This window comes from Streptomyces sp. NBC_01241 (assembly GCF_041435435.1).
In the GTDB taxonomy this organism is placed as follows: Bacteria; Actinomycetota; Actinomycetes; order Streptomycetales; family Streptomycetaceae; genus Streptomyces.
Genome location: NZ_CP108494.1, coordinates 3,941,047 through 3,954,845 on the forward strand (window position 1 = coordinate 3,941,047; position 13,799 = coordinate 3,954,845).

General features: G+C 62.4%; 10 protein-coding genes. 2 read left to right on the plus strand and 8 right to left on the minus strand.

Translation table 11 applies throughout. The features are described 5' to 3' along the window. Positions 1-69: 69 nt before the first annotated feature. The 5 genes from OG306_RS17440 to dndB form a co-directional block, all read right to left on the minus strand. Positions 70-540, minus strand: a complete 471-nt coding sequence (locus OG306_RS17440) for a hypothetical protein (RefSeq protein ID WP_371665461.1) — start codon at positions 538-540, stop codon at positions 70-72. Positions 541-843: 303 nt separating this feature from the next. Further along, positions 844-1,221: a DNA sulfur modification protein DndE gene (gene dndE, locus OG306_RS17445; RefSeq protein WP_371665462.1), complete on the minus strand. Its 378-nt coding sequence runs from the start codon at positions 1,219-1,221 to the stop codon at positions 844-846. Continuing rightward, on the minus strand, positions 1,211-3,202 hold the full coding sequence (gene dndD / locus OG306_RS17450) for a DNA sulfur modification protein DndD (RefSeq protein ID WP_371665463.1): 1,992 nt from the start codon (positions 3,200-3,202) through the stop codon (positions 1,211-1,213). The genes dndE and dndD overlap by 11 nt, the downstream gene beginning before the upstream one ends. After that, on the minus strand, positions 3,189-4,682 hold the full coding sequence (dndC, locus tag OG306_RS17455) for a DNA phosphorothioation system sulfurtransferase DndC (RefSeq protein WP_371665464.1): 1,494 nt from the start codon (positions 4,680-4,682) through the stop codon (positions 3,189-3,191). Before dndC ends, dndD begins: the two co-directional genes overlap by 14 nt. Further along, positions 4,679-5,806 (minus strand): DNA sulfur modification protein DndB, encoded by a 1,128-nt coding sequence (dndB, locus tag OG306_RS17460; protein WP_371665465.1) that lies wholly within the window; start codon positions 5,804-5,806, stop codon positions 4,679-4,681. Before dndB ends, dndC begins: the two co-directional genes overlap by 4 nt. Before the next feature lie 77 nt (positions 5,807-5,883). Between dndB and dndA the strand changes: the two genes are divergently transcribed. After that, positions 5,884-7,026 (plus strand): cysteine desulfurase DndA, encoded by a 1,143-nt coding sequence (gene dndA, locus OG306_RS17465; RefSeq protein WP_371665466.1) that lies wholly within the window; start codon positions 5,884-5,886, stop codon positions 7,024-7,026. A gap of 4 nt (positions 7,027-7,030) precedes the next feature. On the opposite strand, the gene OG306_RS17470 is transcribed toward dndA, so the two are convergent. Together OG306_RS17470 and OG306_RS17475 are read right to left on the minus strand one after the other, a co-directional pair. Further along, on the minus strand, positions 7,031-8,476 hold the full coding sequence (locus OG306_RS17470; protein WP_371665467.1) for a DNA phosphorothioation-associated putative methyltransferase: 1,446 nt from the start codon (positions 8,474-8,476) through the stop codon (positions 7,031-7,033). Positions 8,477-8,670: 194 nt separating this feature from the next. After that, a complete protein-coding gene (locus OG306_RS17475; RefSeq protein WP_371665468.1) occupies positions 8,671-8,820 on the minus strand; it encodes a hypothetical protein in 150 nt (49 codons plus the stop codon). 1,448 nt (positions 8,821-10,268) lie between these two features. On the opposite strand from OG306_RS17475, the gene OG306_RS17480 reads away from it, so the two are divergent. Continuing rightward, on the plus strand, positions 10,269-12,344 hold the full coding sequence (locus tag OG306_RS17480; protein ID WP_266752268.1) for a type I restriction-modification system subunit M/S: 2,076 nt from the start codon (positions 10,269-10,271) through the stop codon (positions 12,342-12,344). Positions 12,345-12,379: 35 nt separating this feature from the next. On the opposite strand, the gene OG306_RS17485 is transcribed toward OG306_RS17480, so the two are convergent. Beyond that, a complete protein-coding gene (locus OG306_RS17485) occupies positions 12,380-13,717 on the minus strand; it encodes an IS630 family transposase (RefSeq protein ID WP_266904326.1) in 1,338 nt (445 codons plus the stop codon). Positions 13,718-13,799 lie beyond the last annotated feature (82 nt).

Here is a 13,799-nt window from a genome sequence, read left to right on the forward strand (position 1 = left end):
AGGTGCCGACTACGTGGGACGGGATGAGTGCCCGTATGAGCCAGGGGCTCATACGCATGAGCCGGGCGCTCACGCGACCCTCGCCGATGCGGTCCAGAGCTGACGGGCACTCTTTCGTGCACGGCTGATTCTCTCCCGCATGCGTGTCACAGGCAGTCCCTGTCGATCAGCCAGGCTCTCGGCGTCTTCGCCCTGCGCGATCGCCTGGAGGACGGCGCGGTGGGCCGGCGAGATGCCAGGCTCCGTGCGGAGCCACTCGCTGAACTCGACGACTGGATAGCCCTGGTCCGCCACCCCGTGCTCGGAGTGAGCCTCTTCGAGGGTGCTGCAGGGGGTGATGACCTTGCGACGTTCCAACGTCTCGTAGGCATGACCCATGGCTGACCGTACGCGGTACTCCGCAGGCGTGGACTCGTCAGAGGGGTTGCGCAGAAGTTCGTCGAGTGCGCGGTCGATCCTGTCGAGCTGGTAGGCGTCGCTGGTGCCGAGGGCGCGCTGTTGCAGCGCAATAACGGCCCCCTCAACGGGGTAGCTGATCATGTTCGCTCCGTCTTGTCTGGCGGCGAGCCCCATGCGGTGGCTCGCGTCCGAAGGTGAAGCTGTGCTTATGCGGTTGTCTTGCGAGGGTACTCGACGACAGCCGACTCCCGAGGTGAATCCCCTTGTTTGGTACGGCGGCTGACTGTCCCTCATCTATAGAGGTCGGGTGGCTAACCCCGTTGTTGCAGTGGCTCTGGAAATTTCCCGCAGGCACTGGCTGCCGCGGCAGATTCGCTGTCCAGAACGCACTAGGGCCCGCCCCTCCAAGAGGAAGGACGGGCCCAAGGGTGCTGCGCCTAGGGGCTACCCCGTGGCGGTGGAGACGAGCTGCTCGATGGAACGGAGGTCGCTACGGCCAGCCAAGAAGCCTATTCCGCGGTGCAGGTGGACCGTCAGCGTCCTGGAAAGCGCCTCGTCCGACGGCTCTTCACCGTCCATCAGACACCGTTGCTTCAGTAGAGCGAGGTAGATGTCTCCGTAGGGACTGGAGAACGTCTTCCACGACATTTCGACGTTGGAGTCGGTCGTGACTTCCTTGACCAGCGGGGTGGACGGGTCACGTAGTGACAGGGCAAGTGCCCACCTGCACAGCTCATTCCACTGGGTCAGACCAGTGTTGCGCTTCAGCCAGATGAGCTGCTCTTTCGCCGTTTGCGAAAGGCGAACTGTCTCAAGCGACATGCGTGACTCCCGCGGTCCACCAGTATCCAGCTTCAACGGTGGTAGTGAACGTCGTGTCGTCGTGAACGAGGGTGTAGGTGTGCGCGAGGGATGGCTTCAATCGACCCAGAAGGTTCTCATCGATCTCTTCGTCCGTGGACAGCAGGAGCACTTGCCGTCCAGCATTGGGGAAGTAGCGATCGACCAGATGCTGACGGTGCCGGCTGTCGAGACGGCCAAGCGGTGTGTCGATCACGCTCGGCAGCCGGTTACCGGCAACCTTAGCGAGACCCCAGAGGAGCGAGATGGCCAGTAGCTGCCGCTCGCCGGCGCTGAGTCGTCCGGGATCAATGGCTTCTCCGTCCGAGTCCGCAAGAGTGAGGTTGAACTTATCCGTGTCGATCCGCAGGTCGTGAATGAGGCCGTTCTTGCGCATCAATGCCTTGAAGCTCTGAAGGACAGCGACTTCCAGGCGGCTGATGTGCCGCCGTAGCAGAGCAGCGCCGAACTTCTCGAGTGTGTCCCGTGCCTTGTCGGCATAGGTCACGATGCGATCGAGTTCCTCGATCTCGATCAGCGTCTTGACACGCTTCTGTTGTGCTCGTTCCAGGTCAGCACCAATCCGATCGCGGCGGTTCCTTGCCTCAGCCAGCAGTTCCTCACCGCGCCTGAGTTCAGCCTTGGCTACGGCGAGTTCGTCTATGGCCTCGCTGCGCTCTTCGACGAGATCCTTGATGAGCTTCTTGTCTGGAACGCCCGCTAGGAGGCGATCGGCATCGTCAAGCTGATCAACCGTGTCTGCGGATTCTCTGAGGAGCTCGCGTGCCCGGGTCGCGTCTCGGGTGAGTGCTTCGTTGAGCGCCGAGAGTTGCTGGAGAGTATCCGAAGGCAGGTCAAGGCTCTGCTTCAGCTCGACCGCATTCTCGCGCTTGTTGCGGTCAGTGGTTAGCTTCCGCTTCAAGGCCGTGCGGGCAGCAGCCGGAACTGACGCAGGAAGTTGGTCAAGGAGCCATGCATCGCGCTCCTCTAGGACGCCAACGACTCGTGTGGCGTCATCAGCTTCCTTCTCGCGTTCTGCCTGGTTCCGGAGAGTGGCAAGCTGCTGAGGGAGCATGAGGAGGGGAAGAGGGCCTTGAGCAAGAGAGCGCAGGGCATGGCGCTGTGACGTCAGGCGATCGGCGATAGCTGCTCGATCGCCTTCCAGCTCCTTCTGCCGCTCGAAAAGCTTTCCTCCTGCCCGCTCGAATGACTTCTCTACCTTGTTAAGGCGTACCTGTAGACGGTCGCACCTGGACCGGGTGCTGCCGAGCGTTTGAGTGCGGTCCGCGACGTCCACCTGCGCCGCTTCGTGCTCGGCTTCCTGGGTTCGGATCTGGTCGATGATGGCCTGGTCCTCGTTGGACAACCGCTGCCGGCGCTGTAGCGCAAGGAGATCGGTGCGGAGCTGCTCCACCGTGCTCACGCCCAGGAGGGAATGGACTGCGGACTCGATGACAGCGGCTGCACGTTCGGGGTCCGCGAGAGACTCGACCTTTTCCCCATCGAAGAAGAAGAGCGAGGCCACTTCCAGGGGGAGGATGTCCTCGACATGGTCGGGCCAGCCTTCGCTAAGAATGCGGTCATACTGGCCGCCCACAAGAACGTTCAGGTGTTCCTTGAGCTGCTTGCCGCTCAGGCGCCAGCTCCTGATCACGCGGTAGTGCCTCTCGTGGCCATCCACGATGACGGAGAACTCCAGAGCGATCTCTGCACCCTCGGTAGGGTTCGCCTTACGATTGATGCTCTCGCGCAGGTAGGAATCGTATGAGCGACTCCCCCGACCGCTGCAGCGTGCCCGCGGGCCATAGAGGACCAACTGGATGGCGTCGAGCAAGGTCGTCTTGCCGCATCCGTTGAGCCCACCGATCAGAATGATCGGACGCCCCGGTTGAACTCTCAGATCAAGGGACTGCTTGCCGCGATAGGCGCCAAAGTCGTGGAGTTCAATGTTATGAAGGTGCATCAGTGATCTCTTCGTTCAGCGTCAGGTAGGTCGGGGCTGTGTCACGGATCTCCCGCTTACGCTTCGCGAACGCCAGGGCGTCGTCCTCGTTCTCGTAGAAGCCCTTCTTGATCGTCTTCTCCAGCTCCTTGAACAGTCCGGAGCGTCGAGTCATCGTTCGGTGCTGCCGCTCGACCGCGAGGAGTTCGCGGGTCATCGTGAAGTGAATATCGTCGCCATCGCACACTTCCTTGAGGAGGTCAATCTCCTCTGCCCCCAGGACAAGCTGCTCGTCGAGAGGCCGCCCCGGGAACGTCTCACCCGTAGCCTTCTCATAGATCGCTGGCAAGGTGTCCTCGACCTCGTGCTTGTCGAAGACCCAGATACGGCGGATCTCGTGCAGTTCCTCCATCGTGATCAGCTCGATGCCACGTACGCTCTCTGGGGCGATCCGCCTCACGAGGGTCTGCGCTTCGAGAAGCTTCCTGAGCCATGTCTGTCGCGCTTCTTGCGTGTAGGGCCCGTGGATGACGCCGTCGTTGAAGAGTTGGACACTGCCGTTCATGCGGCGAAAGTCCCGGGTCTCCCGTTCCTTTGATACGTCGTCGAGCTCATTGCGGAGAGCGAGCAGGGGCCGCATCCACTCCTTCTCCTCGTCGTTGCGGATCATGGCAGTCATGGACTTGTCCTTGTCCACAAGAGTGCAAGTCCAGCACCCGAAGCGGCTGTCACCGCAGGAAGGCGTGGTGTCATCCACAACCAGTGGGCACTCGGAGTCCTCAGAGGCCCCCTGGTACATGGTCAGTAGATCCTTGTTCCGATGTCCCCATGCGTTGGAGTACTGCATCAGGAACATCCAGACCTCATCGGTCCCCCACGCTTCGATGGGGCTGTAGACGAGGGAGTTCGGCAGGTTCCCGTTGGGCGAGAGGCGGTCCCGAACACGACGCTTCTCGTGCTTCTCCATGACACGGGCACGTGCCTGGCTCTCCGTCTTTCGAATACCGAGAACGAGGATTGCCTCCCCGTGACGCCGTACGACGCGGCGGATGAACGCGTTCGACGGCTTGATCTTCAACCGCTCTGTGCACCAACGGAACTTAGGGCGCGGGGCTGGGTAACCGCGACCGATGAGATTGACCCAGAATGTGTCCTTGACCTCAGGGATCAGCCGGTGCGGCTCAATGGGGAGCTGCTGTTCCGACGCGGCCTTGCCCATGGTGTCGAGAGACTGAGTGACCCAGGCAGCCACGACGGGATTCTCAACAAGCGTGTCCGTACTGATCACATGCACTGGTTTGGTGCGCTGCTCTGCCGGCAGCCCCTGGAGAGCCAGCCAGACGAGCTGCAGTACGGCAGTAGAATCCTTGCCGCCGCTGTAGCCGATGACCCACGGCACCTCGTCAGCTGTATAGAGCTCACGAATCTCTTCCGTGAGCTCACTGACTACTTCAGCGAGCGCCCTCCCTTGGAAGGGGGCCGTCGGCTTTGGGGTGCTCATGAAACTCCTTGCAGGTATGCGTCCTCTACACGCTGCTCTTCCGGACTGAGCTCGAGCTTCATGTGATGACGCAGATAGTTCACAGTCAGTGTCAAGTTCTGATGGCTCTTCGACACACGCCCGCCGATCATCGCGCGACCTTCCCAATCCGGGTTGGTGCGGGACCAGTCAACCGAGGTCAGGGGCTTTAGCTTCGACTGCCACACCTTGGGGGACTCGGAGTTACGCAAGAGCGAGTTGCCGATCCGCCCGAGGGCATGCAGGGCGATCCCGTGGCTGTGGATGTAGTCCTTGCGCACCTCCGGCGCCACAAGCTCCCGGCGCCGCACCATCCCCCACTCGGGCACAACTGCGTCAACTGCCTCCCAATACGCCTCGACCAGTTGTTGGGCCTTGTCCTTTTTGACGTCCAGTCCGTGTAGGAGTGACTGGGTGGCAGAGCAGAGAGCGCTGAGAGTGAAGAGCTTGCGTGAGCGTTGAGCGAGGTTGCTGTTCTCCAGGTCGACGTGACCTTTGAAGACCGGGGACTTCATGGCCAGGAGACGGGTCATGATGGCTAGGTCATCGCGGTGGTCGTACAGCACGCCGATCGAACGCTGCGGGCGCACGGCATGCCGGTTGAGGTCCGCGAACATTTGCTGGCATCGGGCGAGTCCAGCGTCATGGAAGAAGACGACTGCGATCGTCTCCTCGCCGAGGTCGGGATTCTCCTTCAGCGCCTGCTCGATGGCCGCGCGCCGATGCTGCCCGTCGTTGATCAGGAAGCGAGCGGCCATCGGGATGCGGATCTGGCCGGCGCGCATCCCCATGCCGGAGTCGGAGATGCTCTCGAACTGCATCTCTCCATCGACGGATGCCGTGAGTGCGCTGAAGACGTAGTCGTCCGGATTCTCAACGATGTAGCGAGTAAGCGCAGGAAGGCGTCCCTTGTTCAAGATGCGCTGGGCACGAACCTCTGGTGCCAGCTCGTCCTCGTCGAACAGGAAGATCTTCGGGATGAGCCGCAAGGGACACATGGACACGTAGAACTCGCGCCCCGCCTGGACGCCCCGGATGGCCGGAAAGATGTAGTCAAAGCCTGCGGAGGTGGCGGTGTCAGCGAGCTGCGAAGAGGATGATCCCACGCGTGCAACGGTATCGTACGTCAGGTAAATGACGTACAGGATGCGCTCGATTAGCGTTCAGGGGTGTGGTGGGGCTCGTGGTTACCTATCTCGATGTTGCGGCGACGACGCGTGTGGACCCGCGTGTGGCCGACGTGGTGATGCACTGGATGACCGAGGACTTCGGGAACGCCGGGTCCCGAACGCACGAGTACGGGACCCGCGCAAAGCGTGCCGTGCAGCAGGCGCGCGAGTACCTCGCCAGCACGGTCCACGCCGAACCGGACGAGTTGATTTTCACCAGCGGGGCTACCGAGAGCAACAACATCGCCCTGCTTGGCCTTGCCCCCTACAGCGAGCAGAGCGGTCGGCGTCACATCATCACCTCGGCAATCGAACACAAGGCAGTGATTGAGCCCCTGGAGCACCTGCAGTCCCGCGGGTTTGAGGTCGACTTCATCAAGCCAGGCTCATCGGGTCGGGTCCCCGTCGAGGCAGTGATGGAGCGGCTGCGTCCGGACACGCTCCTCGTCTCCCTAATGCACGTGAACAACGAGACGGGTGTTGTCCAGCCGGTGGCCGAGCTTGCTGCGCTCTTGAGGGAGACCCCGACATACCTGCATGTAGATGCAGCGCAGGGATACGGGAAGGTCCCTCAAGACCTAACCGCACCCATCGACATGATGAGCGTCAGCGGCCATAAGATCGGTGCTCCCAAGGGCGTGGGAATGTTGGTTATTCGCCGCCGTGGCTGGGAGAGGCTGCCACTGCAGCCGATCATGTTTGGTGGCGGTCAGGAACGCAAGCTGCGCCCCGGTACGTTGCCGGTCCCGTTGATCATGGGCCTTGCCGAAGCAGCGAAGATCTTCGAGAAGGACCACGCTGAGTGGAGCAGGAACGCGGAGAACCTCCGTAACCGGCTTCTGGATGCTCTCGCGAAGACACGGTTCCGGGTCAACGGGGACCAGAATCACACGGTTCCCCACATCCTTAACCTGTCCTTCGACGGTGTGGACGCTGAAGCGCTCATCGTCATGCTGAAGCAACACGTAGCTGTTGCAACAGGCTCCGCGTGCACAAGCGCCTCCTACACCCCCAGCCATGTCCTCACTGCGATGGGGTTGCCCGAGAAGGTGGCCGAGAATGGACTCCGGCTGTCCTGGTTCCCGAGCCAGGCAGCTGACCTTGATGTAGAGGAACTGGCGGCCCGAATCGCGGGCATGCAACCCGACTCTGCCTGACGCCTCAATCTGCCGGTCGACGCACCAGCCGATGCCCTCGAAGCGCCCGTCCGCAGCGAATGAGCTCTGCCTCCCAGCCGCCCTCTGTGCCGATGAGATGAGGATGCTCGTACAGCCCCGCCCGCACCTCGGCGGCTGTTAGGCGCCTGTACCTATCCGCGTCTGGATCGTCGCGACTGAGGAATTCGTGCTTGCGGTGGAGCAGCGGTCGGTTCTTGGAGTCGGCGTAGGAAGTGTGGGATGTCTCGAGGGTTTTTAGTTCTACCTGGTACGAGGTCAAGATTCGGGGGTGGGGATCGCTGTCGAAGTCCGGGTAGTCCAGCCAGCTAACGGCTCGGCCCTGATGGCGTAGCTTGGCGAGAGTCCATGCTTGAGGGCGGCCGGCTGCGATCGAGGCACAGTGCTCGTAGAGGCGTAACACTGTGGGCATTCGGTCAAGGGCTCGCCGGTGTACGTACAACGCAGACGGCGTCATCTTTCCGACCGCTGAAGCGTTCATAGCCCCGCGGATGTATCCGTCGTCGCGCAGCTTGAGCAACAGCCGGTCGGATCGCTGGCACGCCTCCTTGTACGAGGCGAAGAATGCACGGACGTCGAATTGGATGCTGAGCGGGAGGCTGCTGAATGGACTGCGACCATTGAAGAGTTCGACGCCAAGGAAGAGCAGAGTGTTCAGCGTCGTCCTCTTGGAGCTCTCCTGCATCTTGACGTGGTCGGCAGAGTCGCGAACGAGGCGACGGACCTCGTTTGGACGCAGGTGTCCGAGTAGCTCGGCCACCGGCTGGGGGACTTCTTCCATGCGCGGCAGGCGACCGCGCCGTTCAGCGTGATCGACGACCGCAGCGATCGCCGAAGTTGTGTCACCGGATGCAAGCCACTCGGTGTCGGGGATAATGCGTTGAGCAAGGAAGCGAAGCCGCTCCGTCTCATCTTTGAACGCGTAGACAATCCCGGGCGCCGCAGAGACTGTCCGCACGCCAGTTACGGCCTCAACGTATGAGCGCAGTTCGCCTGTGGCGTAGAGGTGTTGGAACGTGTGCCGACTGGTGAGCAGCCCGTCGCCGAACGCCTCTCCCCTGACCTTCGACTTCTCCCACGTCAGTCGCGCAGAAGCGACAAGTACTTTGCCAGTGAGGTCCCACGCTTCCTTCAACGCCTTGCGACGCTCGTGCGGGTCTTCGATGACGTTCAGTACGTAGGTAAGGAGCACGACATCCGCTGACTCCAGCGTGGTGCAGGGTTGGTAGAACGGGTCCCAACCGACTGTCTGAACGTTCAGCTGCTGGAGTGCGCGCACATCGCCGCCTCGGCCGCAGCCGTAATCAAGGACCGTGCATCCGGCAACTACCTGTTTGTCGATCATCGCTTGTCTGGCCGGCACCGAGACGCTTGCTCGGCTGATCGCGGTCAGTCTGCGGTCACTGCTCCAAGCCTTCTGTACCACGCTCACGCCCTCACACAACTTGGTGACAAGCGAGGTTAGCGGTGGCTGCTCTTCGGTTGCGAGCTATCGGGGGAAGTTGGACGGCCAAGCTGCGTGATCTCGAACCAGCGTGCAACGCCAGCGGGGACGGGTCACCACCTAGCAACGTTCGCTCGGTTAGCAGTGAGCTTTTGCGTGGCCAGTATCGGAATCACGCCAGCTCATTTCGACTTCGTAGCCTGACGCTCGCGGCGCTTCTTCTTGACCCAGTCGTGCATGGCCTCGATAAGCGCGTCGGACGGACTGCGCTCCTCGCTCGCAGCGAGCGCTTCAAACTCATCGCGGAGCTGTTTGGGCGGACGGAAGCCCATGACTCTCGTCTGCCCTGTGCGTGGCCTGCCGACCATGACGCCCCTTCGGTTTCTGTTTAACAGAACCTAGCACTCAGCTGCAGTGATCCGTTGACACGGACCGAAGATCGAGGCATTCTCGTTAAACATTAATACCTCGTGAGCATGAGAAAGAGGAGAGAAAGCCCTATGAGTTGCCGTCCAAGCTGCGAGGGTGGAGGGTCACATGGCTGCCGAGCGTGGCCGATCTGGAGGGTTCGCTGGAAAGGCGACACTCTGGACCGGAACTGGTTCCACGCTTGCGGACGTCACCTCAACCAAATCGCCCTAAAGCAGGCTGGGGATGCAGGCGTGGAACTCGACCTCGTTCGCGTCCTTGCCGCTTGAACCCGTGGTGACGACCCCAGCACTCTCACCTTCGGAAGGCTCGGGGCGTAACGCCCCTGGCGCGCTGTGGGGAAGCCGCGGGCTCATCACGATCTTGTCAGCCCTTGTAATGCATAGGTCTCGGCCCCGCACCCGCCCGACTCGGCCTCCGTCCACGATCGAGTGAATCACCCAGCGGCAGTCCCACGTCAACAAGACATCGGGGGTCACCGCTATCGCATTGCCAGGTCCAACATGAGGAGAGTTCCCCTGGGAGCCATCTGGGAGCCGACCCGCTCCCCGAGCCCTCGCGGGACCACGCGACGCCCGCTCCCGCCAACGGCGTGACCTGCACGAACGCCTTCCGTGCTGGCAGCGATCCCACCCGAACCTCGTTCGGGACGAAGAGGTCGTGGGTTCAAATCCCGCCACCCCGACAGCTGAAACACCAGGTCAGGGGCTTGATCCACTCAGTGGATCAGGCCCCTGAGTGGTTTCCGGGTCGCTTTGGGGGCCGACTTCATATCCAGGCTCCCAAACGGCTCCCGTCAACCGACACCAAGACCGCCGGAACAGGCTCCGAGCACGCCCACCCGCGATCGACCAGACAGCGCCGAACCGAGAACGAGCCCAGGCCGCCTGCGACCGCAAGGGATGTGACCTGCGTCACATCTCGAACCACCCTCCCACTGATCAACAAGCGCTGCACCCCCCTCTGCACGCCCATGAACAGCGATCTCCTTTCGGGATCCATGCGCAGCATTGCTGCGCACTGCTTGCGCGCTTCCCCCACGCAGGACTCCGGGCACACGTCTGCCGATGATCGCTGCTAAGTTCCTCTCCGTTCAGCCTCTGCATCCATACCTGCCATACACGGTCACGATCAGAGGGCATGCGCAGCGACGCTGCGCAGTAATGACTTCGGGATCGGGGACAGGGGGCACGGCAGAGTGAAGGCGTTCTTCGAACTGCTTGGGAAGGCGATGCAGAGCACGGTCATGACACTGCGCCTATGTCTGCTGATGCTTGTTGCCGCAACGGCGTACGTCATCAGCCAACTGAAGTAAGCCGGCATGGAGCGAGGAGACCCATACGTGGAAACCATGGAGACGAAAAGCAACGCCGCAGAGGTAGTTGATCGGCTTTGGCGAGCGTACGCGCCCTACCAGCGGGGTCGGAACACGTTCGGCGACCTTACGTCCATGCTCGCAATCCTGGTGCTTGCGGCATTCGTTGAGTCGGTGGGCGAACCGAAAGACGAGTTCGTCAAGCGGTGGGCTCGAGCTGTCGCGGAGGCCCGTATCGGTCTCTCGCCGCTGATGGACCTCCGCGCGGCGATGGCTAGCGCCAGCAGGCATAGGCACTTTCCTGCACTCGACCTCCGCAACCTTGATGTCGGACTCCTCGACGGTGACGAAGAGTCGGGCGACGTACCGTGGGCAGCTGCCTTCCTCACCGCGCTGAACCAGCGTCCGTCTCTGGCCAAGGCCGGATTGGCGGAAGTCTGCGAGCTGCTCCTAGAACGCCACGTACAGGAGAGCACCTTTTCGGCAGGGGAGTTCTACACACCGCGCACGGTCGCGCGCCTGCTCATCGAGTCTGCATCTCCTCAGCCCGGAGACCGGATCCTTGACCCGGCCTGTGGGTCCGGCGGTCTTCTCGCGGCCGCAGCACAGTGGATCGCCGAGTCCGGCCGCGTCGACGAAGCTACTTTCGAGGCATACGCCACGGATCGCAGTAATCCGCGGCTGGCGATGATGAATCTGGCCATCCATGGGGTGGATCAGCCAGTCGTAGGTGCCTCCGACCCTGTGTCGCTGTTTCAGCGCCGGGGTGACGGCCTTGCCGACCGGGTGCTGAGCAATCCGCCGTTCAACCAGCGTATCGAGGACATCGGCATCGTCGACTGGCCCTTCGGTCAGCCTCCCGAGTCCAATGCGAACTTCGCCTGGCTTCAGCTCGCGTGGAGTCGGCTGAGCAAGAACGGGACCGCCGCGATGATCATGCCGCAGGGAGCCGCCTGGTCCAACGGTCGCCAGGCGGAGATCCGCACGAGGATGATCGCCGGCGGTGCACTCCTCGCCATCATCGCGTTGCCGCCAAATCTCTTTTATGACACCTCCATCCCCGTACACATCTGGGTACTTGCCCGCGACAAGTCCCGCCAATTGCCGGTCGACGAAGCGAATGCCGTCCTCTTCATCGACGCCGGCCAGCTCGGTATGCAGGCGCCGCGGCAACCGCGTGTGTTGACCGCAGACGACATAGAGCGCATCAGCAGTCGGCTTCACGCGTGGCGGCGGTCTCCTCGCGCAACGCCCGATGAACCAGGGTTCTCTCGTTCGGTCACTCACGAAGAGATCGTTGAGAACGATGGCAGTCTCGACCCCAGGCTGTACGTCGACGTCGAGCAGGAGCGACCGACGACGGCAGCGGACATGAGTCGCATGCTCGATGAGCTGGATCGGCATGACGAGGCGACGTCCAGTTCGGCCGTCGACCTCCGGAAGAGCTTCAGTGTGTGCGAGCGGTTGACCCGCAGCGGGATCGAGCCTCCGCGCGTGACGCTCCGGAGCGTCGTGAACGGCACAGCAGAGGGAGTGTTCGAGAACTCAACGCCAGGTCTGCTCCTCGCCGGGCCTTCGGGAAGCCTCGTCCGCGTCGAGGACTACGTAGCCGGCGGCGGCGTTCCCGTCGTCATGCCCAAGGACCTGACAGGCAACGGTTTCAGTGTGGCGAGCATCAGATACATCACCGAGCAGCAAGCCGAACATCTGCAACGCTTCCGCCTCCACCGTGGCGACGTCGTGCTGGCACGCCGTGGAGAGCTGGGGCGATGTGCTGTCGTCCGTGAAGAGCAGCAGGGCTGGGTCTGCGGAACCGGCTGCTTCGTGCTTCGGCCCCCCACCGAGCTCAACGCCGACTATTTCGCGGCGTATCTTCGCAGTCCGGAGGCACGCAAGTGGCTCGAGTCCCACTCCACGGGAAGTATGACCATGAAGACCATCTCTCTCAACGTATTGGGTGAGTTGCCGGTGGTACTGCCTGATCTCGGGACACAGCAGGCGATCGCCGGCGCGATGACGCGACTGGACGAACATGAGCGACTCTTGCGAGAGCAGCTCGCACTGACGCAGAAGATCCGCAGTGACGCACTGAATGGGATCCCGTCGAGCTAGTGTCCTGCGCCAGAAATGGCGAGCTTATTTTCTTGTCAGGATTCGGTGCTGGGTGGGGTGATCTTGGCGAGGTAGTCGGCGAGTGAGTTGAGGATCTCGTCGGCGGTCTTCGTCCAGGTGAAGGGCTTCGGGTCCTCGTTCCAGGTTGCGATCCACGCTTTGATGTCGTCTTCCAGCGCCTTTACGGAAGTGTGGACGCCGCGGCGGATGAGCTTGTCGGTCAACAGGCCGAACCAGCGCTCGACTTGGTTTATCCAGGACGAGCCGGTGGGGGTGAAGTGCACGTGGAAGCGAGGGTGCCTGGCCAGCCAGGTCTTGATCTCTGGAGTGTTGTGGGTCGCGTAGTTGTCGCACACCAGGTGCACGTCGAGCTCGCTGCGGACGGCCTTGTCTATCGTGACCAGGAACTTCTTGAACTCGATCGCCCGGTGGCGGCGGTGGAGTTCACCGATGACGGTGCCGTCGGCGATGTTGAAGGCGGCGAACAGGCTGGTGATGCCGTGCCGCAGGTAGTCGTGGGTGCGACGCTCGGGCATGCCCGGCATCATCGGCAGCACCGGCTGGGAGCGGTCCAGAGCTTGTATCTGGCTCTTCTCGTCCACGCAGAGCACCACCGCCTTTTCGGGCGGGTTGTGGTACAGGCCGACGACATCGACGACCTTGTCGACGAACTGCGGATCGGCGGAGAGTTTGAAGGAGTCCTGCAGGTGCGGCTTGAGGTCGAACCTCTTCCAGATCCGCCCGATGGTGGATTTCGACAGTCCGGTGCGTTTGGCCATCGAGGCGCGCGACCAGTGTGTGTCCCTGCCCGGCGTCGACTCCAAGGTCGCCACGACGACGTCCTCGACCTGGTCGAGCAGGATCGACGGGGGCCGTCCCGGACGCCGTTCGTCCATCAGCCCGTCCAGGCGACCGGTGACGAACCTCGACCGCCAGCGGTTGACCGTCGCCTGCGCCACCCCGAGTTCGGTGGCGACCTGCTTGTTCGTCCTGCCCTCCGCACACCGCAGCACAATCTTCGCGCGCAGCGCCAGGAACTGCGCAGTCTTCGCCCGCTTCGCCCAGCGGGTCAACTGCGCGCGCTCGGTCTTGCTGAGTACCAGCTCCGACTTGCGCCGGCCCGGCCGCGGCTCGTCGACCAAGCCCGCCATCCGTAGGTCCACGAACCGGGAGCGCCACTTGCGTACCGTCGCCACGTTCACGCCCAAGTCAGCCGCCACCTGGGAACTTGACGCGCCATCCGCGCAAGACAGGACGATCCGCGCGCGCTCAGCCGGACGAGATCCCGCCCCACCACCCACCCAACGCGACAACTCAGCGCGCTCCTCCTCGGACAGTACGACCTCGACAGCACGCGGACCCCGATGCGACATGAAAACAGCCTACAGACTTACAGCCGCAATTTCCGGCGCGGGACACTAGTAGGGCTTTGTTAGGTGCGGTGGTGTGGTTCGG

Coding starts and splice junctions, on each gene's coding strand:
- OG306_RS17485 (WP_266904326.1), bottom strand. CDS start 13,717: ATGTCGCATCGGGGTCCGCGTGCTGTCGAGGTCGTACTGTCCGAGGAG.
- OG306_RS17475 (WP_371665468.1), bottom strand. CDS start 8,820: ATGGGCTTCCGTCCGCCCAAACAGCTCCGCGATGAGTTTGAAGCGCTC.
- OG306_RS17440 (WP_371665461.1), bottom strand. CDS start 540: ATGATCAGCTACCCCGTTGAGGGGGCCGTTATTGCGCTGCAACAGCGC.
- dndD (WP_371665463.1), bottom strand. CDS start 3,202: ATGCACCTTCATAACATTGAACTCCACGACTTTGGCGCCTATCGCGGC.
- dndC (WP_371665464.1), bottom strand. CDS start 4,682: ATGAGCACCCCAAAGCCGACGGCCCCCTTCCAAGGGAGGGCGCTCGCT.
- dndE (WP_371665462.1), bottom strand. CDS start 1,221: ATGTCGCTTGAGACAGTTCGCCTTTCGCAAACGGCGAAAGAGCAGCTC.
- OG306_RS17480 (WP_266752268.1), top strand. CDS start 10,269: ATGGAGACGAAAAGCAACGCCGCAGAGGTAGTTGATCGGCTTTGGCGA.